The following is a 26484-nucleotide window of genomic DNA, read 5'->3' on the forward strand; positions in this document are numbered from 1 at the left end:
CACATGGTTGAGCCGCGCCAGTGGATCGAGGGCTACGTACGTGCTTGGAACTCCAACGCTCCCGACGACATCGCCGCCCTGTTCACCGAGGGCGCCGTGTACTACACCGAGCCGTACAGCGCGCCGTGGCAGGGGCGGGACGAGATCGTCGCGAAATGGCTGGAACGGCGGGACAAGCCTGGTGAGGCCACGTTCGAGTGGCATCCGGTGAACGTGGCGGACGACGTGAGCGTTATCCAGGGGGTCACGACATACCAGGACAAAACGTACAGTAACCTGTGGGTGATCCGGTTCGCTCCCGACGGGCGATGCCGGGAATTCACCGAATGGTGGATGCGACACGACGCAAAGTGATGCAATGGGCCGAGCCGTCTTCACCCGAGGAGATCCGTTGAGAGACAACCTCGACCTCGCCGCGAGCGCCCAGCAGCTGGCCGACGCCGCCCCGACGGGATCGATCGACCGCGCTGCCGCCTCGTCTGTGGCCATCACCCTGGCCACGACCCGTGACATCTCGCATGCCCGGAAGACACTCGATGGGGTCACGCCGGAAGAGGTGCGGGACGCCGCGGTGGAGATCTTCGAGCAGCTTTCCACCGACTAGCCGTACTGGCGCACGACAGGCGGCACGTCAGGCGGCCGCCGCAAACCGGTGTGCGACCGGACGGCCGCTGTCGGCGGTCCGGTTAACCGCCGAGGCGGGTCTGTACGGCGTGGCGGGCGCGGCCGGCCGCCTGGGTGTCGTGGTGGAGCTGGATGGCGTGGTTCAGGGCCATGAGCAGCCCCAGCAGCTCGAACACGAGCTGATCCGGATCCGTCCACTCGGGCAACTCGCCGGCGTCCACGGCCCGCAGCGTCTCCTTGCGCAACCGCCCGCGCCAGGCGTCGAACCTGGACTCGACCGCGTCCCGCACCGCCCCCCGCCTGCCGTCGAACTCGTGTGCCGCGGCCACGAAGAAGCAACCACCGGGGAAGACCTCGCGTTCCAGGTACGAGATCCACGCTTCGCAGAGCACCCGCAACCTGGTCAGGCCGGGCTTCACGGGCAGGGCGGGCTCCCAGACCTCGGCGCGGAAGATCTCCCCTGCCCGGTCGAGCACCGCGAGCTGCAGCGCCTCCTTGGAGCCGAAGTGCCCGAGTACGCCGGACTTGCTCATGTCCAGCTCAGTGGCGAGGCGGCCGATGGTCAGCCCTTCGAGACCTTCGGCCGAGGCGATGGCGACCGAGCGGTTGAGAATGGCCGAACGGGTGCCCAGGGCTTCGGCGACGGACCTGCGCGGGCTCATGCGGTCACTTTAGCGTCCGAACGTTCGCTTGCTATAGTCCGACGGCATGAACGGATCACGACTTGTCGCGACAGGCCACTACCAACCAGCCAAAGTCCTGACAAATGATGATTTGGCCGCCATCGTCGACACCAGCGACGAGTGGATCAGCAAGCGGGTCGGAATCCGTACCAGACATGTGGCCGAGCCCGGCGAGAGCGTGGCCGACCTGGCCGGACACGCCGCCGCCAAGGCGCTGGCCGGCAGCGGCCTGGACCCGTCCGACATCGACCTCGTGCTGATCGCCACCTGTACGCAGACCGAACGCGCCCCCAACGTCGCCTCCCGCGTCGCGGCCAGGCTCGGCGTGCCCAGCGCCGCGCTGACGGACGTCGGCGTGTCGTGCTCCGGCTTCACCCACGCCCTGGCCCTGGCCGATCACGCCATCCGCGCCGGCGCGGCCACGAACGCCCTGGTCGTGGGCGCGGACAAGATGACGGCCGTCACCGACTGGACCGACAGGACCACGTGCGTGCTCACCGGTGACGGGGCGGGGGCGGCCGTGGTGAGCGCCGCTCCCGAGGCGGAGATCGGCCCCGTCGTGTGGGGTTCGGCGCCGGAGCTGGGCAACGCCGTACGCATCGAGGGCACCCCGGCCCGCTTCTCCCAGGACGGCCAGGCCGTCTACCGCTGGGCCACCACCCAGCTGCCCGAGATCGCCCGCAAGGCGTGCGAGCGCGGCGGCGTCACCCCCGAGGACCTGGCCGCCGTCGTGCTGCACCAGGCGAACCTGCGCATCATCGAGCCCATCGCCAAGAAGCTCGGCGCGGTCAACGCGATCATCGCCCGTGACGTGGTGGAGTCCGGCAACACTTCGGCCGCGAGCGTGCCGCTGGCCCTGTCGAAGCTGCTGGAGCAGGGCGAGGTGCGACGCGGGGCACCGATGTTGCTCTTCGGGTTCGGGGGCAACCTGTCCTACGCGGGCATGGTCGTACGCTGTCCCTGATCGTGCCTGGCCAGCACCGCCCGCATGTCGGCGATGGCTCGGAGCGTACCGCGTACCGTGCCTGTGACCTTGGAGCGCCCGGCGCGCGGGAGGTAGCGGACGTCGGCCTCGGTGACGCGCCATCCCGCGGCGGCGGCCCGCAACACCATCTCCAGCGGATACCCGAACCGCCGGTCGGCCAGCTCCAGCCCGAGCAGCCCGGTACGCCGGCAGGCCCGCATCGGCCCGAGATCGCGCACCACAACCCCGGCGCCGCGCCGCAACCGCCGGGCCAGCACGGCGTTCCCCAGCCGCGCGTGGGCCGGCCAGGCCCCCTGGGCCGCGGCCACCCGCCGCCCGAGCACCAGGTCCGACTCCCCCGCGAGCACGGGATCGGCGACGAGCGGGAGCTGGCGGGGGTCGAGGGAGGCGTCGGCGTCCATGAAGCAGACGACCTCGCTGGAGGCGGCCAGCAGCCCGGCGTGGCAGGCGGCGCCGAACCCGCGGAGCGGCTCGCGTACGACTCGCGCTCCGTGAGCGGCGGCGACCCGGTCGGAGCCGTCCGTGGAGCCGTTGTCGACCACGATGGGACGGTAACCGGGCGGCATGCGTTCCAGCACCCAGGGCAGCGCCTCGGCCTCGTCGAGGCAGGGCAACACGACATCGATCACGTGTCAGACGCTAGATGGCACACGCCCTCTCAACCCTTACAGACCAGTGACGTCACGGGTCATGCGGCCGAAGCGCGTGGTGTCAGGCGAATACGTAAGGTGAACCCCTACGACGCGGCGAACTCCTTGAGGCCGTCTTCGAAGCGGATCTTCGCCGTGAAGCCCAGCTCCCTGGCCGCCCTGGCCGGGGAGGCGACGATGTGGCGGACGTCCCCGAGGCGGTAGTCGCCCGTCGTCACCGGGCGCGGGCCGCCGGTCTGTGCCGCCAGGGCCGCCGCCAGCTCTCCGACCGTGTGTGGGGTGCCGCTGGCGATGTTGTACGCCGTGAGCAGCCCAGGAGTCCCAGCCCCGAGCGCGAGGGCGTTGGCCCTGGCCACGTCGCGCACATGGATGAAGTCCCGTTGCTGGGCCCCGTCCTCGAAGACCCTCGGGGCCTGGCCGGCGAGCAGGGACGACAGGAAGAGGGACGCCACCCCGGCATACGGAGTGTTCCTCGGCATTCTGGGGCCGTAGACGTTGTGGTAGCGCAGGGCCACGGCGGTGCCGGAGGTTTCGCGGGCCCAGTTCGACGCGAGGTGTTCCTGGGTCAGCTTGGTGGTGGCGTAGGCGTTGCGGGGGTCCGGCGCGGCGTCCTCGGCGATGACCGACGGGGACAGGACGCTGCCGCACAGCGGGCATCGAGGGTCGAACACGCCCTCCGCCAGGTCCTCCACCTGCCTCGGGCCGGGGCGTACCCGGTCGTGGCGCGGGCAGTCGTAGGCGCCCTCGCCGTAGACGACCATGGACGAGGCCAGCACCAGCCTGCCGATCCCGTGCCTGGCCATGGCGGCCAGCAGGGTCGCGGTGCCGTACGCGTTGACCGAGGCGTAGCCGGGCAGGTCGGCCACGTCCACGCCGAGGCCGACCTTGGCGGCCTGGTGGATCACGGCGTCCACGCCGGGCAGGAGGCGGTCGAGGGCATCCGGGTCGCGGATGTCCACGCCCGTGCGAACGTCGGCGGTGACCACCTCGTGGTCGAGCGCCTCCGCGATGTGACTGCCGATGAAGCCTGCCGAGCCGGTGAGCAACACGCGCATGCCGACGATCCAACACCCGCCCCCGCCTCGTGGATCTTACGAAGCGGGAACGCCACGCAAGGCGTTCTCATGGGCCAGTTGCGCGCCGAGACCGGGACGAACACTGTGGAGGCATGCCAGGCGTCGACACGATGGACGGGCTGTTGCGGGCCGTCGCCGAGTTCGAGACGGACGACTACGAGTTGCCCGTCGAGGCGGCGGCGCTCGACCGGGCCAGGCGCTCGATCGAGGAGTCCGGGCTGCTGCTGCTCGGCGAGGTGCACGGCGTCAGGGAGAATCCGCTGGTCGTCCTCGGCCTCATGCGGGCGCTCGGGCTGGCCAGCCTGGCCCTGGAGTGGCCGGCGGATCTGCAGCCGCACCTCGACCTCTACCTGGCCGAGGGCGCCGGGCTCGATCATCCGATGTGGTGGCTGGGGGACGGGCGGGTCACCGCGGGGCACCTGGCGGTGCTCGGGGCGATCGCGGGGCTGACGGTGACGTTGTTCGACGGGGGGATGTTCACCGGGGACTGGTCGCAGCGGGACGCGTTAATGGCGCAGCGGGTGCTGGCGGCGCACGCCGAGCCCGCGCTCGTCGTGGCGGGCAACGCCCACACCCCGACCGCGCCGACCGACCTGGGGCTGCCGATGGGGGCGTGCCTGGCCAGCGCGCGGCCGTCGGTGGAGAGCGTACGCATCGACTACGGCACGGGCAGCTTCTACAACGTCGAGCCCCGGCACATCAGAGGCTATTCCGCGGCGGCGGGACTGCGGGTCGCGGACGACGGGCTGGTCGTGGGGCTGCCGGAGTTCAGTGAGGCGACGGTGCCGCACCTGCCCGTGGACCTGCTCCGGGAGCGTCTCGGCTGGTGAGTATCTGAGTAGGGGCATACTCAGGCGCTCCGGCCGATCGGGTGCGAAGGTGGGCGCATGCTCGCCATACGTGCTCGCCGCCTCTTCGACGGCCAGGAATTACATCACGACCGAGTAGTGGTCATCGAGAACGGCCGGATCGCCGCCGTCTCCGGCGACGCACCCGCGACGGTCGACCTGGGTGATGTCACGCTGCTGCCCGGGTTGATCGACTGCCATGTCCACCTGGCCTTCGACGCCAGTCCCGATGCGGTGGCCGGGCTGGAGGCGCCCGGGCTGATCGACAGGATGCGGGCCGCCGCCAGGCAGCACCTCGCCGCAGGGGTCACCACCGTGCGCGACCTGGGCGACCGCGACTACCTCGCGCTCCGGCTCGAGCTCGGGCTCGACGGCCCGGAGATCCTCTCCGCCGGTCCGCCGATCACCACCCCCAAGGGCCACTGCTGGTTCCTGGGCGGGGAGGCGGCGGGCGAGCAGGAGGTACGCGAAGCCGTACGGGAGCGGGCCAGGCGCGGCGCGCACGTGATCAAGATGATGGTGACGGGCGGCGAGATGACCCCCGGCACGCACTCTCACCAGCTCCAGTACGGGCCCGCCGAGCTCAAGGCGGCGGCCGACGAGGCCCACGCGCACGGGCTGCCGATCACCGGGCACGCCCACTGCGCGGAAGGGGTCGCGAGCGTGCTGGAGGCCGGGTTCGACTCGATCGAGCACTGCTCGTTCTTCACCGAGGAGTCGGTGGACGTCGATTACGGGCTGATCGCGCGGCTGGCGGCCTCCGACGTGGTCGTCTCGGTCACGGCCGGGATAGTGCCCGGCTCCATGCAACCGCCGCCCCGGGTCCTGAGCCGGTTACCCGGCATCATGGAGACGATCCGCGCCCTGTACGCCGCCGGAGTGGACTTCGTGATCGGCACGGACGCGGGGATCGGGCCGCCCAAACCGCACGGGTTGCTGCCCTATGGCGCCGAGATGCTGGTGCAGTCCGGGTACGCGCCCATCGACGTGTTGCGGGCGATCACCTCGGTCGCGGCCCGCACGTGCCGGATCGAGGAGCGCAAGGGGGTCGTCGCGCCCGGGTTCGACGCCGATCTGCTGGCCGTGGAAGGGGATCCGCTGGGCGACATGAGCGCGTTGCGGCGGCCGGTGGCGGTCTACCGGATGGGCGAGCGCGTACGACTTTCCTGACCATATCCGTCCGCGCGGTGCGTACTGTGGAGTCGGCGCGCTGTCGTGGAGGGTGGATGCGGGTCGGGATTCTGGGGCCGCTTCAGGTGGCGGGGGCCGAGATCGGCGGGGCCCGGGTGCGGGCGCTGCTGGTGCGGCTGGCGCTGGATCCCGGTCGGGTGGTGACCGCCGATCGGCTGATCGACGACCTGTGGCCGGATGATCCGCCCGCACATCCGATGGGCGCGTTGCAGTCGCTGGTGTCCCGGGCGCGCAAGGAGGCGCCTGGGGTGATCTCCTCGCATCCCGCCGGATATTCGCTCGACATGCCGCCCGGTGACGTAGACGCGTGGGCGTTCGAGCGGCTCGTGCGGGACGGTGAGGTGAGTCGGGCGCTGGAGTTGTGGCGGGGGTCGCCACTGGCCGACGCGGCCGATCTGCCGTTCGCCGCCGCTCCCGCGGCCCGGCTGGCGGAGCTGCGGCTCACGGCCCTGGCCACCAGGATCGCGAACGACCTCGCCACCGGCGGGCCTGAACTGGTGGCCGAGTTGGAGGAGTTGGTCGCCGCACATCCGTTGCGGGAGCCGTTCCATGCCCTGCTCATGCGGGCTCTCGTCGCCAAGGGGCGGCGTGGGGAGGCGCTCGAGGTCTTCGAGCGGATCAGAGCGGCTCTGGCCGATGAGCTCGGTGTCGATCCGGGGCCTGAGCTGCGGGAAGCGCACCTGGCGGCGTTGCGGGACGCGGAGCCGCCCCCGAGGAGCAACCTGCCCGCGCGGTTCACGAGCTTTGTGGGGCGATCGGCGGATATTTCCAGACTTGGGGGGTTGCTCACCGGCGAAGCCCGGCTGGTCACGCTCGTCGGACCCGGTGGAGCCGGGAAGACGCGGCTGGCCGTGGAGGCGGCCGCGGCGCTCGATGTGCCGGACGGCGTGTGGCTGGTCGAACTGGCCAATGCCGCAGGGGTCCAGGCGGCGGTGGAGGGCGTGCTCAAGGCCACCGATCTCCCGACCGCTCTGCGCGGCACCTCGCCCCTGATCGTGCTGGACAACTGCGAGCACGTGATCGAGGAGGCCGCGCGGGTGACTCAGCGGCTGCTGTCCGAGGTCGCGGGCCTGCGGATCCTCGCCACCAGCAGGGAGCCGCTCGACATCCCGGGCGAGAGCCTGCATCCGGTTCTCGCGCTCCCCGAGGACAAGGCCGTCGAGCTGTTCCGGGACCGGGCCGCCGCCGCCAGGCCCGACCTGGTGGTGGACCGGCCGGAGGCGGCGCGGATCTGCCGCGAGCTCGACGGCATCCCGCTGGCCATCGAGCTGGCCGCCGCCCGCCTGCGTACGATGCCGGTGTCCGTACTGGTCGAGCAGCTCGGTGACCGGCTGGCCTTCCGCGGCGGGCGCACGTCGGAGCCGCGCCACCGCACGTTGCGCGCCGTCATCGACTGGAGCTGGAACCTGCTGTCGGAACGCGAGCGCGACCTGCTGCGCGGGCTGACGGTGTTCTCGGGCGGCGCCACGTACGACGCGATCTCCCGCGTCTGCGGCGGCGACCCCGGCCTGCTGTCCTCGCTGGTGGACAAGTCGCTCATCGCGGTCTCCGGCGACCGCTACACGATGCTGGAGACCATCAGGCAGTACGCCGCCGCCGACCTCCCCGAGCTCCGCCAGGCCCACGCCCGCTACTACACCGGGCTGGCCGAGGCGGCGGAGCCGTACCTGCGGACGGGGGAGCAGCTCAGGTGGCTGGCGGTGCTGGACGCCGAGCAGGGCAACCTGGACGCGGCGCTGCGGCATTCCGACGACCCGCTCAGGCTCATCCTGCCCAGGTTCTGGCCCTGGATCATGCGGGGCAGGCGGCGCGAGATGAGCGAGCAGGCCGCGTCGGTGCTGCGCAGGGTCGGTGACGTGCCTCCCGAGGGGCGCGAGCTGGCGTACGGCCTGTGCCTGGTGCTGTCGGGCGCCGAGCCGACCGAGGCGGTACGCGAGTCCGACCACCCGGCCGCGCTGAACTGGTGGGCGATGGCCACCGTGCTCGGCCCGCCGGCCAACGTGGTGGCACTCACCGAGCGGGGCGTCGAGCGGCTGCGTACGCACCCCGACCTCTGGACCAGGTCGTCCGCGCTGCTGGTCGGAGGGATCGTGCGGTTCGAGTACGGGGCGGTGGCGGGGGCGGAGGATCTGCTGGAGCCGGCGCTGGCCGGGTTCCGTGTCACCGGCGACCGGTGGGGGCAGTGGGCCGCGCTCTACTGGCTCTCGCTGGTGGCGGAGAACCACGGGGACTTCGCCGCAGCGGTGGTGCTGGGCGAGGAGCCCGAGCGGCTCGCGGCCGAGCTGTCGGGGTTCGACACCCCTCTGGGGCCCATGACGTTCCTGCTGCGGGTCGGGCAGCTCAAAGGCCGGGCAGGTGACCACACCGGGGCCGCGCACGCGCTGGAGCGGGCCTGGGAGGCGGCGGTGCGCTCCGAGGACGAGGGCATGGTCGCCAGGGTCATGCACGCCAGGGCCGAGCTGTTCAGGCGGACCGGCGACCCCGGCGCGGCCGCCCGGCTGCTCCAGGACGCGCTGGCCTTCGACATCGAGCTTCCCGCCCAGTTCAGGGCGTTCATGAACGTGGAGCTGGCCCGGGTCAGCCCCGAGCCGGGCAAGCCGCTGCGCGCGGCTCTGGAGCTGATGGCCGACTGTTCCGACAGGACCGCGCGGGCGACCGTGCTCGAAGGCGTGGCCGAGCACCTCGCGCCGCTCCCCGCGGCCGAGCTGCTCGGCGCCGCGCGGACGCTGCGCGGGATCGGCGAGTCCGCCGATCCCTTCGTCAACGACCTGGCGGGACGGTGCCTGGCCGCTCTGGGCGCGGACCGCTACCGCGCGGCCCTGGCGAGGGGCGCGTCGATGCCGAACCCCGAAAGGTACGCGCTGAGCCCGCTCTCGTCCCCGTGATACCCGATGTAGCCGTCGGGGCGTACCAGGATGACCCCTTTCTGGCCGTCGAGCGGCGGCAGGACCCGCCCCGTGCCGCCCAGCTGGAGGAAGCCGGTGCCGCGCTGCTCGGCGAACAGCGCCCCGAGCCGCTCGCCGCCGCGCTCGCCCACTGACAGCGGGCTGCCGAGGTAGGCCAGGTCGAGCTGGTTGGTGTTGTCGCCGCGCTGGGCGTCGGCCTCCCGGTACAGGCGGGTGCTGAGCCCCAGCACGTGCTCCGCCACCGCCATCCGCTCGTCCTCGTACGTCTCCAGCAGCGCTTCCGAGCCGATCGCCAGCTTCCACCCCAGGTTGTACGCGTCCTGCACCCCGGTGTTGAGCCCTTGACCACCGGCGGGCGAGTGCACGTGGGCCGCGTCACCGGCCAGGAACACCCTGCCGACGCGGAACCGTTCCGCCATGCGGATGTTGACCCGGTATTCGGAGCGCCACACGATCTCGTCGATGCGCACGTGCGGCGCGTGCTCGGCGACCAGCGCGACGAGGTCCCCATCGCCCGGCGCGACGAGCTGGAAGACGTCCGTGGCCGGCAGCGGGCAGATGGTGAAGTACATGACCTGCTTCTCCATCGACCCCCAGACGTGCCAGTGGTCGCGGTCCAGGTCGCCAGTCCTGATGTCGGCGAGCAGCATGCGCTCGCTCTCGAACGTCTCGCCTGCGAAGCCGACGCCGAGCCCCTTCCGCACGGCGCTGCGGCCGCCGTCCGCCCCCACCAGGTAGCCGCAGCGCACGCTCTCGCCGCTGCTCAGCGTGACGGTCACGCCCTCGTCGTCCTGCTCGAACCCGGTCACCTCGGCCCCGAACTCCACCCGATGCCCCAGCGCGGCCAGCCGGTCGCGCAGGATCCGCTCGGTCCGCCACTGCGGCTGCATGATCAGGTTCGGGTACGGCACGGCGGCCGAAGGCTCGCGGATCTCGTCCATCCGCCCTTCCCAGACCACCTGGTCGCCCTGGTAGCTGCGCAGGTCCGGATATTCGCGCCCAGTGGCGAGGATCTCGTCGATCACGCCGAGGTCGTCGAAGACCTCCAGCGTCCGTGGTTGCAGGCCCTTGCCGCGTACCCCGGCGGGCGGTTCCGGCGACTTCTCCACGATGCGGAGGTCGACGCCCCTGCGGGCCAGTTCGATGGCCAGCGTCAGTCCTGTCGGCCCGGAGCCGACGATCAGCACGTGTGTCATGGGAACGACGATGCCCGGACACGCTGCCAGATCTCTGTCAGCCGCTGCCGGCGCCGTGACGTACTGTGAAGACGAAGTGCCCGCCAAACTACGAGGACAGAAGCGGCGTGGCTGACTCATGTGCCGTGAAATCTTTCGGTTTGGCCGAGAGTGCGCCAAGGTTAGGGCAACCTTCCATCGCGAAGTGAGGAGACTTGTGGCCAGTCCTGGCACGCTCGACGTTCGGGGCAGTGACTTCGCCCGACTAGCCCATAAGATCACCGACGCCGGTCTCCTTGACCGGCGTCCTGTTTATTACGCGACAAGGCTGAGCATCGCGGCCGTCGCCTACCTCGGCGGCTGGGCCTTGTTCGCCTGGTTGGGCGACTCGTGGCTGCAGTTGCTGGTCGCGGTCGGCATGGCGGTGGTCTTCGCGCAGCTCGGGTTCGTCGCCCACGACCTCGGTCACCGGCAGGTCTTCAGGACACGGCGGCCGGGCGACATCGCTGGACTGGTGATCGGCAACTTCGGCATCGGGCTCGGCTGGGGATGGTGGACCAGCAAGCACAACCGGCACCACGCCAACCCGAACCACGAGGATCACGACCCCGACGTCTCCCCCGCCGTGATCGTCTGGTCCGAGGATCAGGCCGCCAGAAGTCAGGGCATACCGCGATTTCTCGCGAAACATCAGGCTTTCTGGTTCTTTCCGCTGCTCACCCTCGAAGCGTGGCACCTCCACATAGCCAGCTTCAAGGCGCTGTTCAAGCCGTCGGCCAAACGGCGCGGCCAGGAGCTGACGCTGCTGGTCACGCACTTCGTGCTCTATTTCGGCCTGGTCTTCACCGTGTTGCCGTTCGGCAAGGCGCTGCTGTTCGTGGTCGTGCATCAGGGGTTGTTCGGGATCTATCTCGGGTGCACGTTCGCGCCCAACCACAAGGGCATGCCCGTGCTGACCAAGGAGGACAAGCTGGACTTCCTCCGCAAGCAGGTGCTGACCTCGCGCAACGTCAGGGGCGGCTGGTTCACCGACGTGGCGCTCGGCCAGCTCAACTACCAGATCGAGCATCATCTGTTCCCCAACATGCCGGCCCCGAACCTGCGTAAGGCGCAGCCGATCGTCCAGGAGTACTGCGCGGAGATCGGTGTCAGCTACCTGCAGACCGGGCTGGTCGAGTCCTACGGGCAGGCATTGAGGCACCTGCACCAGGTCGGCGCCCCACTCCGCTGAGCCGCGTTCATCCTTCTTCCTCGAGGCGCCGCCGCAGGTTGTCGCGGCGGCGTTCGAGTCCGGCGATCAGCTCGACCTGCTCGTCGGCCTGGCTGATCATGGCCGAGATCTCCACCTGGTCGGTCACGCCCATGTCGCGGATCTGGTCGCGCACTTCCTGGTTCTCCCGCCGCAACCGGTCCAGGTCCTCTTCGACCTGCCGGAGCTCATCCTTTGTGGTCATTTACCGGCTCTACCCAGATGCGCCCCGCCGATTACCCGGCCATATGTGCCCGCGTACTCCCTGAGTTGTACGCCCCAGGGCCCCTGGCTACCGCGGATGTAGCCAGGTGCCCGCCAGAGGCGGATGTGGCGGTGGAGCCGTACCCCGAGGCTCGGAGCATGGACACCGTCGACCTCGCCCAGAGGACCCCTCATGGAGATCTTCGTCCTGGCCTTCTTCGCGCTCGGCTATCTCGTGCTGGCCGGGGCCGACATCGGGGTCGGCCTGGCGCTGCCGTACCTGGGCCGGTCGGCGGCCGAGCGGCGCGAGGTGATCGCCGCGATCGCGCCGTTCTTCCTGGGCAACGAGGTGTGGCTGGTGGCCACCGCGGGGGTGCTCGCAGGGCTGTTCCCCAAGCTGGAGGGCGAGTTGCTCAGCGGTAACCACACGCTGGTCGTGGCGCTGCTCCTGGCGTGGGTCGTGCGCGACATGGGGTTGTGGTTGCGGGGGCGGGTGCCGGGGGCGCGCTGGCAGGCGTTCTGGGACGGCGCGATCGTGGCCGGCAGCTGGGGGCTGGCGCTGAGCTGGGGGACGCTGCTCAGCCACGTCCTGCTCGGCAGCCGCGGACCGCTCGCGGCACTGCCCGCGCTGCTGGTGGCCGCGTTGTTCGCGACGCACGGGCTGACGTTCGCGGCACTGCGGCTGCGCGGGACGTTGCGAGCGCGGGCGGCCGTGTTGTCCGGCAGCGCCCGGGAGGCGCGCACGTATGTGCTGACCTCCGCGGCGCTGCTGGCGGTGGGAGTGCTGGCCGGGCTCCGGCTGCCCCTGGAGGCGGGGACGTCGGGCCCCGTCCTGGTGCCGGTGATCCTCACGATGATCCCGCTCCTGGTGGCCGCCCAGGCGTGGGTGTGGTGGACCTTCCGGCACCGGGTCCCGGGGCCGTCGTACCTCTAGAAGAGCGGTACGCCGTCCCGGGTCAGCTTCCAGTTTGACGCGGCGAAGTCCGTCGGGTTGATGGTGCCCTTGGCGGTGGCGTACTCGATCAGCGCCTGCCTGATCTCCACCTGCGCGTTGTAGACCACCTCAGCCCCGGCGACGTGCGGGAAGCCGCCACCGCCCGACTGCCGGTAGTTGTTGATCGCGACCACGAACTGCTTGTCCGCCGGGACCGGCGCGCCGTCGTAGGTCAGGTTCGCGATGCGCTGCCCGGCGGGCTTGGCGACGTCGATGTCGTACGACACCCCGGAGAGCTGGTCGTAGTTGTAGTCGGGGGTGTTGTTCGCGTTCGTCAGCTTGGCGACGTCCACCGGGTCACCCGGGTTCAGCTGGTTGAAGTACCTGGCCGAGTACTCCAGGTAGTCCTTGATCTGGGCGCCGGTCAGCTTCACCGCCAGCAGCGTGTTGTCGTAGACGTAGAGCCCGGCCACGTCCCTGACGCGGATGTCGCCGGCCGGGAAGACCGCGCTGCGGCTGAACGGCGCCGCGATCGACAACACCGGCAGCGTGTTGCCCGGCAGCGCCTGCTTGACCGTCTCCACCTGCACCTGCTGGATGTAGTCCAGGATCGGCGTGTCCTTGTACGGCGACTCCTCCGCCTTCAGCTCCTCGGCCGACTTGGCCACGACCTTGTTCACGTACCCGACCGTGGTGTCGTGTTGCGGCTTGAGCAGCGCGACGATCTTCGGGTCCTGCTGGACCGTGTTCGTGTTGAGCGTGGTGGAGGACTTGCCGGTGACGACCCACTTGCCGCGCTGTTTGGTGAGCTGGAAGTCCAGCTTGGACAGGCGCTGGCCCCACCTGCCCGGCTCGGTCAGCAGCACCTGCTGCCCCGTGACCTTGTTGGTGACGAACCGCTGCGGCACGTCGTTGTGCGCGTGCCCGAACAACACCGCGTCGATGCCCGGCACCTGCTCGGCCACCATCGCGGAGGCGTTCTCGACCGGCAGGTCGGTGCCGTAGGAGGACATGCCGTTGTCGCCCGCGTGCGCGGTCACCAGGACCACGTCCGCGCCGAGCCCGCGGATGACCGGCACCCACTTCTTCGCCGACTCGACCAGGTCCGTGAAGCGCAGCTTGCCCTCGACGTTCGCCTTGTCCCAGATGGCCACGCCCGGGTTGGTCAGCCCGAGCACGCCCACCTTGATCGGCTGCTCGCCCTTGACCTTCATGGTCTTGATCACGAACGGCTTGTACGCCGGCAGCCCCGTCTTGTCGTAGACCGCGTTCGCGCCGAGCACCGGGGCCTTCATCTGCTTGATCCAGGTGGCCAGCAGCGGCAGACCATAGTTGAACTCGTGGTTGCCCAGCGTCACGGCGTCGTACCCGATGGCGTTCATGGCCTTGGCCATCGGGTGGATCTGCCCGGTCTGGGTGATCGGCTCGACCTTGGCGTAGTAGTACGCCAGCGGCGTGCCCTGGATGGTGTCACCCGAGTCGAACAGCAGCGTGTGGTCCGCCCCGCGCTCCGCCCTGATCTTGTTGACCAGCGACGACACCTGGGCCAGGCCGACGGTGTTGCCGACGCTGTCGGCGTAGGCGGTGTCCTTGAAGTAGTCCCAGTTGAGGCCGTTGCTGTGGATGTCCGACGTGCCCATCACCGTCACGGTGACGGGTTTCGCCCCGGCCTGGGCGGGGGGCGCCACCAGAGCCAGCGCGCACAACGCGGCCGCCCCGGTGAGGGTGAGCTTCTTGTTCTGCATGAGGCTGGAGAGTAATCGGGACAAATGAAGCGTTGGTTACGAATCCCCCCTTCCGATGAAGTCCCGGATCAGCGCCGTGACCTCGGCCGGTCGCTCGTGCAGGACCACGTGACCGCTGTCCAGCTCGGCGTACTCGCTGCCGGGCAGCGCGGCGTGCAGCGCGCGGGCGTGCCGCACGGGGATCAGGTGGTCCTGGCTGTTGCCGACGACCAGGGTCGGAGCGGTGATCTTCGGCAGCAGGTCTCTGAGGTCGATCCTGAGGTCCAGCTCGATCTGCCGCAGCGTCCCGTGCGGGGGCTCGCCGGCCAGCAGGGCCTCGACGCCGACCGAGCTCACGAATCCAGGGCTGAACCCCACGAGCGGCCCGTACGCGGCGAAGCTCGCCGGGTCGGTGGCCGCCAGCCTGGCCCAGGTCCGCAGGCCGAGTTCGAGCCGGGAGTCGGCCAGGTGCGTCCAGCCGGCGATCAGCACCAGCCGCCTGACCAGCTCGGAACGCTCGGCGGCGACCGCCGCGGCCACGGCCGCGCCCAGCGAGAAGCCGACCAGGTCGGACGGGCCTTCGAAGGTGGCGGCGACCTGGCCCGCGAGCAGGTCCAGGGTGAGGTCGCCGCCAGGGTCGGCGCTCTGGCCGCTGCCCGCGTAGTCGGGGGTGATGACGGTGCGGATGTCGGCGAGGCCCGGCACGAGGTGGGCGTAGTTGGTGACGGCGTCGCCGCCGGTGCCGTGCACCATGACCAGGCCGGGACCGCTGCCCTCCCGGCGGTAGTGGACGGTGCCTGAACTGTGGGTGACTGTGGGCATGCGCGTTTCCTAGAGGTTGCCGCCGCCGGTGGCGTCGATGGTGGTGCCGGTGATGAAGCTCGCCTCGGGCGAGGCGGTGAACGCGACGGCATTCGCGATCTCGTCCACGTGGCCGACCCGGTTGAGCGCGTGCCTGCTGGCCGCGTACGCCAGCCCTTCCGGGTTGTCGCGCAACCAGGCCGCGTTGGTGTCGGTGTCGATGATCCCCGGCGCGACGTCGTTGACCGTGATGCCGCGCGGGCCCAGCTCCTTGGCCAGGGCCAGGGTGAACACCCGCACCGCGCCCTTGGTCATCGCGTACGCGATCCCCTCCGGGAAGGCGATGCGGGCCACGCCCGAGGTGATGTTGACGATCCTGCCGCTGTCGGGGATCAACGGCAGCACCTGCTGGGTGAGGAAGAACAGCCCCCTGACGTTGACCGCGAACACCCGGTCGTACGCCTCCTGGGTCTCCTCCCCGATGGGCTTGGACATGCCGATGCCCGCGTTGTTGACCAGCACGTCGAGCACGTCCATCTCGCCCCTGATCCGGTCCGCGAGCCGCCGCACGTCCTCCTGCACACCCAGATCGGCCTGCACGGCGAACGCGCTGCCGCCGCCCCGCTCGATCAGGCCGACGACCTCCTTGGCCGAGGTCGCGTCGGCGGCGTAGTTGACCGCCACCCGGAAGCCGTCCCTGGCCAGGCGCAGGGCGATGGCCCGGCCGATCCCCCGGCTCGCTCCCGTCACGAGGGCAGTCCGCATCCCTGACTCCTTACTTTAGCGATCGATACAGAAACCATAACATAGCGATCGCTATAGAATGGGCGTATGGCAAGACAGCGGGCATTCGACCGGGAGGCGGCGCTGGAGAGCGCGTTGCGGGCGTTCTGGCGGCACGGCTACGAGACGACCTCGATCGCCGAGCTCACCGCCGCGATGGGGATCAGACCGCCCAGCCTGTACGCGGCCTTCGGGGACAAGCGGCGGCTGTTCGAGGAGGCGGTGCGCCGGTACCAGGCCACGTACGGGGCGTTCACCACCCGGGCGCTCGCGGAGGAGCCAACAGGCCGGGAGGCGATCGAGCGGGTGCTGCGCGAGGCGGCCGCCGAGTACGCGAGCCGGGAGCATCCGACGGGCTGCCTGATCATCACGGCGGCGGTGAACTGCGGGCCCGAGTCGGCCGAGGTGGAGGAGTTGTTGCGCGGGTTCAGGGAGGAGGCGAAGGCGGCGCTGAAGCGGCGGATCGACGACGACGTGGCGGCGGGGCGGCTGGCGGCCGGCACGGATACGGCGGGGCTGGCCACGTTCTACGCCTCGGTGATCCAGGGCATGTCCACGCAGTCCCGCGACGGCGCCTCCGAGGCGGATCTCCTCCGCGTCGCCGCCCTCGCCATGTCGGCCTGGCCGCCCACTGGTCGATCCGGGCAGCATCCGTTCGTATAGAGAAGAGGGAAACATTCGCAAAGGAGACACCCAGCATGTCGTTCACCGACGAAGAGCTCGCCTACCTGCGGTCGCAACCACTCGCTCGGGTCGCGACCCTGGGCGCCGACGGGCAGCCGGACGTGGTGCCGCTGGCGTTCGAGTACGACGGCTGGAACATGGCCGGCGAGCCCGTCGGCGACACCTGGTACGAGTCGCGACGCGCCGTCCACTGCTGAACCAAGGGCTCAGAGGACGGCCTGCCTGGCCCGGAGCGCGATCTCCAGCTCGAACCGGATGTCCGGATCGGTGAGCTGGTCACCGTACAGCTCCTCGAGCTGGCGCAGCCGGTAACGCACCGTCTGCGGGTGCACGTGCAGCCGGGCGGCCACCTCGCCCGCGCCCCTGCCGTGCCGCAACCAGGCCAGCAGCGTCTCCGCCAGCCGGTCCTGCTGCGTGGGCCGCAGGTGCGCCAGCGGCGCGAGCCGCACCTCCGCCAGCGCGCTGACCAGCTCCTCGTCCTTGAACACCACCAGCGTGGCCATGTGGTCCGCGCACCGCAGCAACCCGCCGGGCAGGACGCCCCGCCGGGACAACTCCAGCGCCTCGCGCGCCCATCGCAGGGAGGTCGCGGCGGCGGCCAGCGGCACGGCCGGCCCGATCGCGGCCCCGAGCCCGCGCAGGGTGTGGTCCAGCTGCTGAGCCTGACCGGGCCCGTTGGGGTCGGGCACCAGCAGGCACGGCGCCGGCCGCTCCAGGCCCGCGAGCACGTCGGGCGGCAGCGCCGGGGTGCGGCAGGTGCCGCGCCGGTCGTCCAGCGCCACGCAGGCGACCGTCTTCGGCAGCCGCCACCCGGCGGCCTTGGCCAGGTCGGCGATGGCCTCCGCGGCGGCCGGCGGCCGGCTCAGGAGCAGGTCGAGCAGGCGGCGGCGGCGGCGTTCCACCTCGCCCGCGGCGTGCGCCCTGGCCGCCTCGAAGCCCTCGGCCGCCGCGTCGGCGAGCTGGTCGAGGTAGACGAAGATGGCCTCGCCCAGGTCGTACAGAGACTGCGGGGACAACCCGAGCGGGTCTGCCATCTCCGTCAGCCGCCGCCAGCCGACCCGGGCGCCGAGCCGCATCGCCGCCTGGAGCGGCTCCAGGTTGCGGCCCTCGGCCGCCTCCCCCTTGCCGATCATGCGGAACGGCTCGGGGTCCCAGGGGACGCCCGGGTGCTCGATGCGCTCGACGAAGCCCTCGATGGCCTGCTCGACCGCCATCCTGACGACTTTGAGGTAGAGCCCGTCCGACGGCCTGGCGTACTCGGGGATCCGGGTCTGGATCTCCTCGATCACCTCTTCCGAGACACTGCCGATGCCCGACCTGAGCACTCTCGCGATGCCCTCAGGGATGTCACTCTTGATGGCCATCGTCCCCTCCTGTCGCCATTGTCACCCAGGCAACAAGAGAATCTAGCAAGAGCTTGTTTTCTGTCACATCTGGAGGAACGCGCCGAACTCCTCCTTGTCGATCAAGCCGTCGCCGTCCTTGTCGAGCTTCAGCACCCCTTGCTGCGCGGCCTCCAGGGTCACCGGCTGGCCGAGCACCTCCATCAGCCGTACGAGCTCGACGGCGGAGATCCGGCCGTCGTTGTCGGCGTCGATCAGGTCGAAGGTGATCGCGTAGTCGCTCATGGGTCGCCCTTCTGCGAGTCCAATCGGGACCTGTTTCAAGACAGGCCAGAAGGCATTTTTCGCGCGAAGACTATCGGCTCAGGCTCCAGAACACCCCGATAGTGACCGAGAAGGTCGTCGCAGACCGCCGTCCAGCCCCTCTCCCGTACGGATTCCCGGGCCAGCCGCCCCATCCTGGCCCGCTCTTCCGGGTCCGCGGCCAGTGCGGCGACCGCGGCCCGCAGCGGCTCGGGCTCGCCCGGCGGGTAGAGCAGGCCATTGACCCCGGGCCTGACGACGTCGAGCGGGCCGCCCGCGGCCGGGGCGACGACGGGGACGCCGGACGCGAGCGCCTCCTGGATCGCCCGCCCGAGGTCGGTGTGACGAAATTGGCCAGCCGAACGATCCGCATACCCGGACGGATCCCCGCGAAGACGTCCTATTCGGATAACAGGGTATGAAGCACCATGTAACCCTACGTAACCGCCCGGCGGAGGGACTCGACGAATGCGACCACCTGCGGCCTCCCGTCCCCCTCCCGCCAGGCGATCGCCAGCTCGCCGGGAGGCAGCCCGGTCACCGGCCGGTAGGTCATTCCCGGGCGGTTGTAGAGGGTGGCGTTCCCCTCGGCCACCAGCACCACGCCCAGCCCACTGGTCACGGCCTCGAACACCTCCTCGGGTGTGTTGGCGGTGACCCCGACGACCGGCTCGTCGTCCCGGGCGTCGAGCCCGAGCCAGAAGTCCCGCAGCGGCCCCGAGGAGGTGGGCAACGCGATGAACGGCTCGTCCCGCAGCGCCGCGAACGGGACCTCCGCCAGCTCGGCCAGCGGATGATCGTCCGGCATGGCCACCCCACGCTCCTCGGTGACCAGCACGTACGTGTTCAGCCCCGGCGGCACGGGCAACCAGATGAACGCCACGTCGGAGGACCCGTCGGCCAGCCCGCCGCTGGGATCGTCCCACCCGACCAGCCGCAACGACACCTCCCACCCCGGCATCGAAGCCCGGAACCGCCGCAGCGCCTCCTGCTGAAGTCCCCTCCCGACAGCCGTCTGCATCCCGATCACCAGCGTCCCGGTGGGTGCCGCGGCCCGCGCGCTCTCCAGCCCGCCGGTCCACCGTTCGAGCAGGTCGCGGGCGACCGGCAACAACACCGCGCCCTGCCTGGTGAGCACCACCCCGCTGTGCACCCGCTCGAACAACCGGAACCCGAGCTGCCGCTCCAGCACCCGGAGCTGCTTGGACAAGGCAGGCTGGGACACGAACAGGCGCTCGGCGGCCCGCGTCACGTTCAACTCCTCGGCCACCGCGACGAAGTACCGCAACTCCCGCAGATGCACATCCATAACCACTGGTTATAACAAAAGGTCTTGGACTGCGCTGATGTGCGAGCGGCAGGATTTCAGACCATGAAGACACGCGCACTCGGAAGCTTGCAGGTCCCCGCCATCGGTTTCGGCGCCATGGTGTTGTCACCGGGCGTGTACGGCGACATCGACGACGCCCGCGCGGAAGTGGCGATCGAGGCGGCATTGGACGCGGGCGCGACCCACGTGGACACCAGCGACGCGTACGGCGTGGACGGCCACAACGAACGCCTGGTGGGCCGCGCGATCAAGGGCCGCAGGGACGAGGTGGTGCTCGCCACGAAGTTCGGCCTGGCGATCCCGGAGGGCGAGCCGAGCAGGTCGCACCCGGTGGGCTACGCGTTCAACGAACTGCGGGTGAACGCGGACCCCCGCCTGATCCGCGGCTACGCGGAACGCAGCCTGCGCAACCTGGACACGGACGTGATCGACCTCTATTACTCCCACTACCCGGACCCGGGCGTGCCGATCGAGGACACGGTCGGCGCCATGGCCGACCTGGTGCGAGCCGGCCTGATCAAGCACGTGGGTTTGTCCAACGTGACGGCGGCCCAGCTGAGAGCGGCGCACGCGGTCCACCCGGTGTCGGCCGTGCAGAACGAATGGTCGATGTGGCGCCCCTTGGACGCGGACCTGCTGGCCACCGCCCGGGAACTGGGTGTGGGTTTGGTGGCCTGGAGCCCGCTGGGCAACGGCTTCCTGACGGGCACCGTACGATCGCTGGCCGAGGGCGACTTCCGCCACAACGCCCCCCGCTTCTCCGCCGAGAACCTGTCCGGCAACAACGACCGCTACGCCCCGATCCGCGCCCTGGCCGCGCAACTCGGCATCGCTCCGGCGCAACTCGCCCTGGCCTGGCTGCTGCACCAGGACGAGCACGTGGTGACCATCCCGGGCAGCCGCACCCCCGCCCACATCCAGGAGAACCTGGCCGCCGCCGACCTCACCCTGCACGCCGACACGCTGGCCAGGATCGACGAGGCCCTCGCCAAGCTCGACGTGGCCGGCGCGACCCTGCTCTAAGCGGGCCAGGAGGCGCCGTGCGGCGGCTCCTGGCCCGGCGGTCATGCGTTTCTTACGGAACGTCGAACGTCTTGCGGTTGGTCGCCCCGATGACCTCGATCCCCTTGGTGCCGAGGATCCCGTCGAGCGGGATCGACACCGTGTAGGGAGCCGTGGCCGGGAGCCCGATGCCGGGCAGCGAGCCCACGACCTCGATGCCCCAGTATTCGGGCTGCTTGATGTAGACCAGCGGCGACAGCGAGACCTTCATGTTCAGGTAGGGCTTCGTGCCGCTCACGATCAGGATGAACGAGTTGGGCACGATCCCTGGTACGACCCTCGCCTCCTCGAAGTCGATCAGCCGCACGGACGCGGACGCCGGCAGGTCGGCGAAGTTTTCCGCCATGGTGGATCCCCCTTCTGGATTTGGCCAACCCCCCAAGGTCACCGTAAGTAGTGAACTCATCACTTAATGATGACCTCTTCCCGTGGCCTTGAACCTCTCACGCGCCAGCAGGCAGGGCAACGGGACATCCGGGACCGCCACAGGACCCTAACGACGAAGCCACGACCAAGTGATCCAGCCATATGTGTGGCCGCGATAGCCGGCGCCGATCGCCAGTGGACAACAGAACGCCGGGCATCGCCTCGACAGGCGATACCCGGCGTCGGGGGTCGGGGTCAGGCGGCGTGCAGGTACACCTGGCCGAAGACCTCGGACAGGTTCTTCAGGTCCGTGGCCACGTCCACCTCGGGGCTGGCCGGGTCGTAGATGGTGGCCAGGCGGGGGCGGACCGTGCCGAGCTTCTTGAGCTGGTCCCAGGTGGCGTTGGCGGCCCACTTCTCGCCGTACACGCGGCTGACCTGGCCCTGGTCGTTCTGCCAGCGGGACCACAGGGTGATCGTCTCAGCGGCGTCGTCCTGGAGCGGGGCCGCGATGCGGTCGGTGATGGCCTTGGTGGCCTGCTCCTCGGTCAGCTGGGCGGTCCCGGCGGCGGCGAAGGAGGCGTCCTCGTACGCGATCTGGCCGTAGGCGTCCCAGGCGCGGGCACGTACCTGGATCGACTGGTTGCGCTGGGCCTCAGCGGCGTCGATCTTCCAGGTGGCGTACTCGGTGGCCAGCCGGCCGCTGTCCAGGGTGAGCTGGTCGATCAGGCCCTTGCTGAGCCAGGCGCCGACGCGGTCGGGGTCGAGCAGCGGGTACTTCTTGGTCATCTCGGCCTTGCAGGCGTCGTTCGCGCCGCAGCCGAACAGCGGCACCACCGTGTGCGCGGCCAGCTTCTTGCCCGGCGCCAGGGTGCGCAGCGCGGTCGTGGCCTCGGTGACGAACTTGTCGATCTCGTCCGCCGTCGTGAACGTCTGGTTGAACCCGAGCTGAGAGGTGAACCTGATCCCGACGACCCCGGGCTGCGTCGCGGCCAGCGCGGCGACCTTCTTGACGGCCTCGGTGAGCTTGCCCGCCTTGTAGTCGTCGGCCAGCTCGGTCTCGATCCAGACGCGCATGTTCGTCTGGGCGACGGCCTGCGTGGCCTGCCCGGCCGGGGTCTCCTGAGCGGCTGCCTTCTCGGCGGCGCTGATCCCGTTGCCGTCCACGTAGCACTGCTCGCCGTTCTGGCACTCGGGCGTGCCGCCGTCCTCGGCGCCCTCGACGTCCGGGTCGCCGACGTCATGCATCTCGCCGTCGCCCTCGGAGTCGGTCGCGCACTGGTTGCCCGGCTCCGTGCAGTCGATCGTGATCGGGTCCTGCGGACCGGCGTCGATCATGTTCTGGCCGTCGTTGTCGAGCCAGAACCTCGCGATGTCCGCGGCCTCCTCGGGGGTGGCCATCCACCGGCAGACCACGTACGCCGGGGTGTCGGCGGACATCAGGTCGTTGCAGCTCCTCGGGTCGTCCTCCGACCACGCGGGAGCACCGATGCCTAGGAGTGAGAGGGCGAGTCCGATGGCGAAGATCTGCCGCAGTCGCATGAGGCCTTACTTCCAGGGGGTGATCGTGGGCATATGCACCATATCCGGACGATCAACAACGTTCAATGAGATCTATGCCCTTCTTCACGCCCGCTCCCGACGCGGAGTAGCCCTCCCAGTCACTCCGATCGTTCGGTACGGCAGGCTCATTCCTCCACCCACGCCCACCCGGGACCGTCGGGATCCGCCCGCACGACCTTGGCACGCCTTTCGGTCACCCTCACCCATGCGGGCCGCTCTTCCCCGGCGGGCTCGGGCTCAGCCGGTTTGACAGGCACGTGTTCGGCTGACACGGGCACGGGATCGGTGTCCACGCCGAAGATCGCCGCACGCCCGTTGACGGTCACCGGCGGCCCGGCGCTCGGCAGAGCGGGCAGCTGGGCGGGCGCCTCCCGCCGCGGCGCAGCGACCACCTCAGGCGGCGCGGCGGCCGGCGGCGGCGTGGTGGTGGTGGAGCCTTTCGCCGATCCCGAGGCGGCGAACAGCAGTGCCCCCGTGGCCGTGCACACCACCAGCGCCAGCCACGGCAAGATGGCGGACAAGCTGTCCAGCAGGTCCATCCGGGCCGCCGTCGGCCCGCCGACCACCACCCGGCGAAGCCCCGGCTCGGGCGCCAGGGACCTGATCGACGTGACCAGTTCCTGAGCCTCGTCCGACATGGGGTCCCGGTCGTGGCGGACCGCCAGCCGCACGGCGCCGTCGGTCTGCGAGAGCCCGGCCAGGTCGACGCCCGTGACATGGGGAAGTCTCCTCAGCCGGTCCATGAGGGGCCGGACGTCGGCACGGGAAACAGGGGTGACGGAGCTGATCGGCGAATAGCCCTGCCCGAGAGGTCCACGAGTCGCGGAACGGCCGGTGAAGGAGCGTTCGACCAGGACGTGGACGTCGATCAGCGCCATGGAGTTCCCGGCGAAGTCGCGGTCCATGCTCTCCGCCACCCTGCGGCTCTCGGAGGCGGCGGGCAACACCCTGGGATCCACGTTCTCGACGTGCAGGAACGGCACCGCCAGCAGGACCAGCACCACGATCACCGCGACCAGGCTCAGCAGGCTCGACGCGACCCCGTGCCACACCCCGCCGTCCCGCCGCCAGGGCCCGAAATCGGGCATGATCCGCAGCGTGTCCACGTGCCGCCCGAGAATCCCCAGCATGGCGGGCAGCACCACCAGCGCGGCAACCAGCGCGAACAAGGCCACGGCCGCCGCCCCGAACCCGATCGAGCGCAGGAACGGCTGCGGGAACAACACCAGCCCCAGCAGCGCCGCCGCCACCGCCACCCCGGAGAACGCCACGGCACGCCCGGCCGTGCCCATCGCCCGCACCACGGCCTGCTGACTGCCGGCCCCGGCCCTGATCTCCGCCCTGAACGCCTTGAGCACGGGGAGCGAATAGCCGACGGCCAGCCCGAGCCCGAGCAGGGCGACGACGTTCATGGCGAAGACCGGGACCTCCATGACCTCGGTGAGCAGCCGGAGCAGCACCAGCCCGCCGAGCGCCGCGAACAGCCCCACGACCAGCGGCAGCCCGGCCGCCACCAGGCTCCCGAACACCACCACGAGCACCACCAGCAGCACCGGCAGCGAGACGGCCCCGGCGCGGGCCAGGTCGGCGGCGGCCCGCTCGTCGAGCTCCGCCCGCAGCGGCACCGACCCGCCGACCTCGACGTGCAGGTTCTCGACGCTCCTCAGGCGGTCCGCGATGGCCGCGTAGCTCTCCCTGGCCTCGCCCTTCAGCGTGACCAGCGCGTACGTCGAGTGCTCGTCCTCCGACACCATCTCCGTCAACCCGGTCGTCCAGTACGTGGCCATCCCGCGCACGTACGAGCCCGGCAGCCCGCGCAGCGAGTCGTGCACCGCCTTCTTGTAACGCGGGTCCCGGACCTCGACCGCCGGATGCCGGTAGAGGACGACCACGTCGGGAGTGTCGCCGCCGTACCACTCGTCGTTCCAGCGTGCGGCGGTCGTGGAGTCGGCGCGCGGGTCCTCGAAGCCGCCCGCCATCCGCCCGAACAGCTCCATCCCCAGCGGCGCGACGAGCACGGCCGCCACCAGGCTCAGCACCAGCACCGTCCACCGGCCGCGATGGACCAGGCGGCCAGCGGACTCGAACAAGCGCATGCCTGGTCCCCTCTCCGACAGCAGGGACCTAGCAAATTACGGGAGAAGGTGTCGCGATTCTTGCCAAACCCCTGCACATTCCTAGTTCGGTCTTGTTGGCCCTGTGACAAGACCGGCTGAATATTGGGACGACAAGGGTCAAGAGAACCGGCAGACTAGCGAGGTTTGACCGTTTTCTCAGGGGGTTCAGGCCGGTGGACAGCTATGTACGCGATCTGGGGCTGCTCCGGGACCGCCGGTTCACGCTGCTGCTGACGGCACGGACGATCTCGGTTCTGGGCAGCGCGTTCGCACCCGTCGCGCTGGCGTTCGGCATCCTCAACCTGCCCGGGGCCACCGCCTCCACCCTGTCCGTCGTGCTCACCGCCGAGTCGCTGCCCATGATCGTGTTCATGCTGGTCGGCGGCGTGATCGCGGACCGGCTGCCGCGACAGCGGGTGATGATGGCCGGCGAGTTCCTGATGGCGGCGGGGTTCTTCGCGCTGGCGGCGATGTTGCTCACCGGCTGGACCCCGCTGCCCGCCCTGAGCGCGGCGGCGGCGCTGAGCGGGGTGGCCACGGCTATCACGTTCCCCGCGCTGACCGGGATCATCCCCGAGGTCGTGCCGCTCGACCGGCTGCAGACCGGCAACGCGCTGCTCGGCCTGGGCGCGAACGCCTCGCGCGTGGCCGGCGCGGTGCTGGGCGGCGGCACGGTGGTGCTGTTCGGCGGGGGCTGGGCGCTGGTGGTGAGCGGCGCGCTGTTCGCGGTGGCGGGCGTGCTGATCGCGATGTTGCGGGTACAGCCGGGCGAACGGCCGCGGGCCGAGCGGCATTCGGTGCTGGCGGACCTGCGTGACGGCTGGCGGGAGTTCGCCTCGCGGCAGTGGATCTGGGTGGTGGTGGCGCAGTTCTCGCTGATGGTCATGGCCATCCAGGCCGGGCACGGGGTGCTCGGCCCGCTGCTGGCGAAGGAGACCCTCGGCGGCCCGGCGGCCTGGTCGGCGTTCCTCGCCGGTGAGGCCGTCGGGACGATCGCCGGGGTGCTGCTCTCCATCCGGCTGCGGCCGCGCCGGCCGATCCTGGTGGCGGTGCTGCTGTGCCTGCCGACCGCGCTGCCGTACGTGCTGCTCGGGCTCGACGCGCCGCTCTGGGGGATCGTGGCCGGGGCCTTCGTGCTCGGCGTGTGCTTCGACGTGTTCGGCGTGCTGTGGCAGACGACGATGCAGCGCGAGATCCCGGCCGACTCCCTCTCGCGGGTCAGCTCGTACGACATGCTCGGGTCGTTGATGTTCGGCCCGATCGGGCTGTTGCTGGCGGGGCCGGCGGCGAGCCTGTTCGGCACGGAGCAGGCGCTGCTGGGGTGCGCGGCCATCGTCGTGTTGTCCACGCTCGCCGCGCTGCTGTCCCCGGGCGTGCGCAACCTGCGCGCGCCCCGGCTCACACTGACCTGAAGTAGGCGTTGGCCCTGGGCTGGAACATCAGGACCACCGCCCCCAGCACGGCCAGCACGTGCAGGATTCTGCTGGCCGCGAAGACCAGCCCCATCGTGTCCGCGCCGGCGACGGCCTCGGCGATCGAGCCGCCGTCCAGCAGCCACAGGACGGGGTCGAGCACGAGCGAGAGCGTGCCGAACACGCCCAGGGTCCCGGCCAGCGTCCAGCGCGCCCAGTTCGCGCCGCGCTTGAGCCGCAGGGCCAGGAAGATCGCCCCCGCGAACACCGCCAGCCGGAACGCGACGCCGGGCAGCAGGTCGAGGAACGCCGAACCGCTGGTGAAGATCACCAGCGCGGTCTCGAACGCGCCGAACGCGACCGCCCAGAACCAGAGCGTGGCGGCGGTGTGCACGACGGGCGGAGTTTCGGTGGAACGCGGGTGGGTGAGTGTGCTCATGGCGGGCCTCCATTGCCGGGGTGGGTTACCTC

At 70.5% G+C, this 26484-nt stretch carries 28 protein-coding genes; 12 read left to right on the forward strand and 16 right to left on the reverse strand.

All coding sequences use genetic code 11. The annotated features are described in order from the left end of the window. The first annotated feature begins 3 nt into the window (after positions 1-3). Together ACFLIM_RS30180 and ACFLIM_RS30185 are read left to right on the forward strand one after the other, a co-directional pair. The gene (locus ACFLIM_RS30180) at positions 4-354 is read left to right on the forward strand and encodes a nuclear transport factor 2 family protein (RefSeq protein ID WP_393171194.1); all 351 of its coding nucleotides are present in this window, start codon (positions 4-6) and stop codon (positions 352-354) included. 37 nt (positions 355-391) lie between these two features. Beyond that, positions 392-604: a hypothetical protein gene (locus tag ACFLIM_RS30185; RefSeq protein ID WP_393171195.1), complete on the forward strand. Its 213-nt coding sequence runs from the start codon at positions 392-394 to the stop codon at positions 602-604. Between the two features lie 82 nt (positions 605-686). On the opposite strand, the gene ACFLIM_RS30190 is transcribed toward ACFLIM_RS30185, so the two are convergent. Beyond that, positions 687-1286: a TetR/AcrR family transcriptional regulator gene (locus tag ACFLIM_RS30190; protein ID WP_393171197.1), complete on the reverse strand. Its 600-nt coding sequence runs from the start codon at positions 1284-1286 to the stop codon at positions 687-689. Positions 1287-1332: 46 nt separating this feature from the next. Between ACFLIM_RS30190 and ACFLIM_RS30195 the strand changes: the two genes are divergently transcribed. After that, positions 1333-2271: a beta-ketoacyl-ACP synthase III gene (locus ACFLIM_RS30195; RefSeq protein WP_393171198.1), complete on the forward strand. Its 939-nt coding sequence runs from the start codon at positions 1333-1335 to the stop codon at positions 2269-2271. Here ACFLIM_RS30195 and ACFLIM_RS30200 read toward each other — a convergent pair. Together ACFLIM_RS30200 and ACFLIM_RS30205 are read right to left on the reverse strand one after the other, a co-directional pair. Beyond that, positions 2241-2921: a glycosyltransferase family 2 protein gene (locus tag ACFLIM_RS30200; RefSeq protein WP_393171200.1), complete on the reverse strand. Its 681-nt coding sequence runs from the start codon at positions 2919-2921 to the stop codon at positions 2241-2243. The genes ACFLIM_RS30195 and ACFLIM_RS30200 overlap by 31 nt on opposite strands. 107 nt (positions 2922-3028) lie before the next feature. Then, positions 3029-3997, reverse strand: a complete 969-nt coding sequence (locus ACFLIM_RS30205) for an NAD-dependent epimerase/dehydratase family protein (RefSeq protein ID WP_393171202.1) — start codon at positions 3995-3997, stop codon at positions 3029-3031. Positions 3998-4110: 113 nt separating this feature from the next. Here ACFLIM_RS30205 and ACFLIM_RS30210 point away from each other — a divergent pair, with 113 nt between their 5' ends. From ACFLIM_RS30210 to ACFLIM_RS30220, 3 genes are read left to right on the forward strand one after another with little or no spacing between them, the layout of a single operon-like run. Further along, positions 4111-4848 carry a hypothetical protein gene (locus tag ACFLIM_RS30210; protein ID WP_393171203.1) on the forward strand — a complete coding sequence of 246 codons (738 nt, stop codon included), beginning with the start codon at positions 4111-4113 and terminating at the stop codon, positions 4846-4848. Between the two features lie 57 nt (positions 4849-4905). Then, positions 4906-6036: an amidohydrolase family protein gene (locus ACFLIM_RS30215; protein WP_393171205.1), complete on the forward strand. Its 1131-nt coding sequence runs from the start codon at positions 4906-4908 to the stop codon at positions 6034-6036. 56 nt (positions 6037-6092) lie between these two features. Next, complete coding sequence (locus tag ACFLIM_RS30220) at positions 6093-8942, forward strand: BTAD domain-containing putative transcriptional regulator (protein WP_393171207.1); 2850 nt, start codon at positions 6093-6095, stop codon at positions 8940-8942. On the opposite strand, the gene ACFLIM_RS30225 is transcribed toward ACFLIM_RS30220, so the two are convergent. Next, a complete protein-coding gene (locus ACFLIM_RS30225) occupies positions 8864-10159 on the reverse strand; it encodes an FAD-dependent monooxygenase (RefSeq protein WP_393171209.1) in 1296 nt (431 codons plus the stop codon). The genes ACFLIM_RS30220 and ACFLIM_RS30225 overlap by 79 nt on opposite strands. A 184-nt stretch (positions 10160-10343) precedes the next feature. Between ACFLIM_RS30225 and ACFLIM_RS30230 the strand changes: the two genes are divergently transcribed. Next, positions 10344-11369, forward strand: a complete 1026-nt coding sequence (locus ACFLIM_RS30230) for a fatty acid desaturase family protein (RefSeq protein WP_393171211.1) — start codon at positions 10344-10346, stop codon at positions 11367-11369. Between the two features lie 7 nt (positions 11370-11376). On the opposite strand, the gene ACFLIM_RS30235 is transcribed toward ACFLIM_RS30230, so the two are convergent. Beyond that, the gene (locus tag ACFLIM_RS30235) at positions 11377-11592 is read right to left on the reverse strand and encodes a hypothetical protein (RefSeq protein WP_393171213.1); all 216 of its coding nucleotides are present in this window, start codon (positions 11590-11592) and stop codon (positions 11377-11379) included. A gap of 192 nt (positions 11593-11784) precedes the next feature. Between ACFLIM_RS30235 and ACFLIM_RS30240 the strand changes: the two genes are divergently transcribed. After that, positions 11785-12525: a cytochrome d ubiquinol oxidase subunit II gene (locus tag ACFLIM_RS30240; RefSeq protein ID WP_393171215.1), complete on the forward strand. Its 741-nt coding sequence runs from the start codon at positions 11785-11787 to the stop codon at positions 12523-12525. Here ACFLIM_RS30240 and ACFLIM_RS30245 read toward each other — a convergent pair. From ACFLIM_RS30245 to ACFLIM_RS30255, 3 genes are read right to left on the reverse strand one after another with little or no spacing between them, the layout of a single operon-like run. Next, complete coding sequence (locus ACFLIM_RS30245) at positions 12522-14270, reverse strand: bifunctional metallophosphatase/5'-nucleotidase (RefSeq protein WP_393171216.1); 1749 nt, start codon at positions 14268-14270, stop codon at positions 12522-12524. The two genes, ACFLIM_RS30240 and ACFLIM_RS30245, sit on opposite strands and share 4 nt — an antisense overlap. Before the next feature lie 36 nt (positions 14271-14306). Further along, positions 14307-15071, reverse strand: a complete 765-nt coding sequence (locus ACFLIM_RS30250) for an alpha/beta fold hydrolase (RefSeq protein ID WP_393171217.1) — start codon at positions 15069-15071, stop codon at positions 14307-14309. A 9-nt stretch (positions 15072-15080) separates the two neighbouring features. Then, positions 15081-15815 (reverse strand): SDR family NAD(P)-dependent oxidoreductase, encoded by a 735-nt coding sequence (locus ACFLIM_RS30255; RefSeq protein WP_393171219.1) that lies wholly within the window; start codon positions 15813-15815, stop codon positions 15081-15083. Between the two features lie 66 nt (positions 15816-15881). On the opposite strand from ACFLIM_RS30255, the gene ACFLIM_RS30260 reads away from it, so the two are divergent. After that, on the forward strand, positions 15882-16496 hold the full coding sequence (locus ACFLIM_RS30260; protein WP_393171221.1) for a TetR/AcrR family transcriptional regulator: 615 nt from the start codon (positions 15882-15884) through the stop codon (positions 16494-16496). Positions 16497-16531: 35 nt separating this feature from the next. After that, entirely contained in the window at positions 16532-16714 is a 183-nt protein-coding gene (locus ACFLIM_RS30265; RefSeq protein WP_393171223.1) for a pyridoxamine 5'-phosphate oxidase family protein, read from the forward strand. 9 nt (positions 16715-16723) lie between these two features. On the opposite strand, the gene ACFLIM_RS30270 is transcribed toward ACFLIM_RS30265, so the two are convergent. From ACFLIM_RS30270 to ACFLIM_RS30285, 4 genes are all read right to left on the reverse strand, one after another. Next, positions 16724-17881, reverse strand: a complete 1158-nt coding sequence (locus ACFLIM_RS30270; protein WP_393171225.1) for a helix-turn-helix domain-containing protein — start codon at positions 17879-17881, stop codon at positions 16724-16726. Positions 17882-17944: 63 nt separating this feature from the next. Beyond that, complete coding sequence (locus ACFLIM_RS30275) at positions 17945-18145, reverse strand: EF-hand domain-containing protein (RefSeq protein ID WP_393171227.1); 201 nt, start codon at positions 18143-18145, stop codon at positions 17945-17947. Between the two features lie 35 nt (positions 18146-18180). After that, complete coding sequence (locus ACFLIM_RS30280) at positions 18181-18669, reverse strand: glycosyltransferase (protein WP_393171385.1); 489 nt, start codon at positions 18667-18669, stop codon at positions 18181-18183. Next, positions 18600-19472, reverse strand: coding sequence for a LysR family transcriptional regulator (locus ACFLIM_RS30285; protein WP_393171228.1), 873 nt, complete (start codon positions 19470-19472; stop codon positions 18600-18602). The genes ACFLIM_RS30280 and ACFLIM_RS30285 overlap by 70 nt, the downstream gene beginning before the upstream one ends. Before the next feature lie 63 nt (positions 19473-19535). On the opposite strand from ACFLIM_RS30285, the gene ACFLIM_RS30290 reads away from it, so the two are divergent. Further along, positions 19536-20516 carry an aldo/keto reductase gene (locus ACFLIM_RS30290; RefSeq protein WP_393171229.1) on the forward strand — a complete coding sequence of 327 codons (981 nt, stop codon included), beginning with the start codon at positions 19536-19538 and terminating at the stop codon, positions 20514-20516. 52 nt (positions 20517-20568) lie between these two features. On the opposite strand, the gene ACFLIM_RS30295 is transcribed toward ACFLIM_RS30290, so the two are convergent. From ACFLIM_RS30295 to ACFLIM_RS30305, 3 genes are all read right to left on the reverse strand, one after another. Further along, complete coding sequence (locus tag ACFLIM_RS30295; RefSeq protein WP_393171231.1) at positions 20569-20901, reverse strand: hypothetical protein; 333 nt, start codon at positions 20899-20901, stop codon at positions 20569-20571. A gap of 275 nt (positions 20902-21176) precedes the next feature. Next, entirely contained in the window at positions 21177-22463 is a 1287-nt protein-coding gene (locus tag ACFLIM_RS30300) for a hypothetical protein (RefSeq protein WP_393171232.1), read from the reverse strand. Between the two features lie 146 nt (positions 22464-22609). Next, the gene (locus ACFLIM_RS30305) at positions 22610-24580 is read right to left on the reverse strand and encodes an MMPL family transporter (protein WP_393171234.1); all 1971 of its coding nucleotides are present in this window, start codon (positions 24578-24580) and stop codon (positions 22610-22612) included. Positions 24581-24774: 194 nt separating this feature from the next. Between ACFLIM_RS30305 and ACFLIM_RS30310 the strand changes: the two genes are divergently transcribed. Further along, positions 24775-26013: an MFS transporter gene (locus ACFLIM_RS30310; protein ID WP_393171235.1), complete on the forward strand. Its 1239-nt coding sequence runs from the start codon at positions 24775-24777 to the stop codon at positions 26011-26013. On the opposite strand, the gene ACFLIM_RS30315 is transcribed toward ACFLIM_RS30310, so the two are convergent. Further along, positions 26000-26452 (reverse strand): hypothetical protein, encoded by a 453-nt coding sequence (locus ACFLIM_RS30315; RefSeq protein WP_393171237.1) that lies wholly within the window; start codon positions 26450-26452, stop codon positions 26000-26002. The two genes, ACFLIM_RS30310 and ACFLIM_RS30315, sit on opposite strands and share 14 nt — an antisense overlap. Between the last annotated feature and the right edge of the window lie 32 nt (positions 26453-26484).

Source organism: Nonomuraea marmarensis (genome assembly GCF_043197025.1).
Taxonomy (GTDB): domain Bacteria; phylum Actinomycetota; class Actinomycetes; order Streptosporangiales; family Streptosporangiaceae; genus Nonomuraea; species Nonomuraea marmarensis.

What these genes read in the sequence shown, in the direction of transcription:
- ACFLIM_RS30215 (WP_393171205.1), top strand. Translation starts at nt 4,906, where the DNA reads ATGCTCGCCATACGTGCTCGCCGCCTCTTCGACGGCCAGGAATTACAT.
- ACFLIM_RS30250 (WP_393171217.1), bottom strand. Translation starts at nt 15,071, where the DNA reads ATGCCCACAGTCACCCACAGTTCAGGCACCGTCCACTACCGCCGGGAG.
- ACFLIM_RS30265 (WP_393171223.1), top strand. Translation starts at nt 16,532, where the DNA reads ATGTCGTTCACCGACGAAGAGCTCGCCTACCTGCGGTCGCAACCACTC.
- ACFLIM_RS30210 (WP_393171203.1), top strand. Translation starts at nt 4,111, where the DNA reads ATGCCAGGCGTCGACACGATGGACGGGCTGTTGCGGGCCGTCGCCGAG.
- ACFLIM_RS30260 (WP_393171221.1), top strand. Translation starts at nt 15,882, where the DNA reads ATGGCAAGACAGCGGGCATTCGACCGGGAGGCGGCGCTGGAGAGCGCG.
- ACFLIM_RS30295 (WP_393171231.1), bottom strand. Translation starts at nt 20,901, where the DNA reads ATGGCGGAAAACTTCGCCGACCTGCCGGCGTCCGCGTCCGTGCGGCTG.
- ACFLIM_RS30220 (WP_393171207.1), top strand. Translation starts at nt 6,093, where the DNA reads ATGCGGGTCGGGATTCTGGGGCCGCTTCAGGTGGCGGGGGCCGAGATC.
- ACFLIM_RS30235 (WP_393171213.1), bottom strand. Translation starts at nt 11,592, where the DNA reads ATGACCACAAAGGATGAGCTCCGGCAGGTCGAAGAGGACCTGGACCGG.
- ACFLIM_RS30290 (WP_393171229.1), top strand. Translation starts at nt 19,536, where the DNA reads ATGAAGACACGCGCACTCGGAAGCTTGCAGGTCCCCGCCATCGGTTTC.
- ACFLIM_RS30205 (WP_393171202.1), bottom strand. Translation starts at nt 3,997, where the DNA reads ATGCGCGTGTTGCTCACCGGCTCGGCAGGCTTCATCGGCAGTCACATC.
- ACFLIM_RS30240 (WP_393171215.1), top strand. Translation starts at nt 11,785, where the DNA reads ATGGAGATCTTCGTCCTGGCCTTCTTCGCGCTCGGCTATCTCGTGCTG.
- ACFLIM_RS30270 (WP_393171225.1), bottom strand. Translation starts at nt 17,881, where the DNA reads ATGGCCATCAAGAGTGACATCCCTGAGGGCATCGCGAGAGTGCTCAGG.
- ACFLIM_RS30285 (WP_393171228.1), bottom strand. Translation starts at nt 19,472, where the DNA reads ATGGATGTGCATCTGCGGGAGTTGCGGTACTTCGTCGCGGTGGCCGAG.
- ACFLIM_RS30180 (WP_393171194.1), top strand. Translation starts at nt 4, where the DNA reads ATGGTTGAGCCGCGCCAGTGGATCGAGGGCTACGTACGTGCTTGGAAC.
- ACFLIM_RS30245 (WP_393171216.1), bottom strand. Translation starts at nt 14,270, where the DNA reads ATGCAGAACAAGAAGCTCACCCTCACCGGGGCGGCCGCGTTGTGCGCG.
- ACFLIM_RS30300 (WP_393171232.1), bottom strand. Translation starts at nt 22,463, where the DNA reads ATGCGACTGCGGCAGATCTTCGCCATCGGACTCGCCCTCTCACTCCTA.
- ACFLIM_RS30190 (WP_393171197.1), bottom strand. Translation starts at nt 1,286, where the DNA reads ATGAGCCCGCGCAGGTCCGTCGCCGAAGCCCTGGGCACCCGTTCGGCC.
- ACFLIM_RS30225 (WP_393171209.1), bottom strand. Translation starts at nt 10,159, where the DNA reads ATGACACACGTGCTGATCGTCGGCTCCGGGCCGACAGGACTGACGCTG.
- ACFLIM_RS30305 (WP_393171234.1), bottom strand. Translation starts at nt 24,580, where the DNA reads ATGCGCTTGTTCGAGTCCGCTGGCCGCCTGGTCCATCGCGGCCGGTGG.
- ACFLIM_RS30195 (WP_393171198.1), top strand. Translation starts at nt 1,333, where the DNA reads ATGAACGGATCACGACTTGTCGCGACAGGCCACTACCAACCAGCCAAA.
- ACFLIM_RS30275 (WP_393171227.1), bottom strand. Translation starts at nt 18,145, where the DNA reads ATGAGCGACTACGCGATCACCTTCGACCTGATCGACGCCGACAACGAC.
- ACFLIM_RS30255 (WP_393171219.1), bottom strand. Translation starts at nt 15,815, where the DNA reads ATGCGGACTGCCCTCGTGACGGGAGCGAGCCGGGGGATCGGCCGGGCC.
- ACFLIM_RS30315 (WP_393171237.1), bottom strand. Translation starts at nt 26,452, where the DNA reads ATGAGCACACTCACCCACCCGCGTTCCACCGAAACTCCGCCCGTCGTG.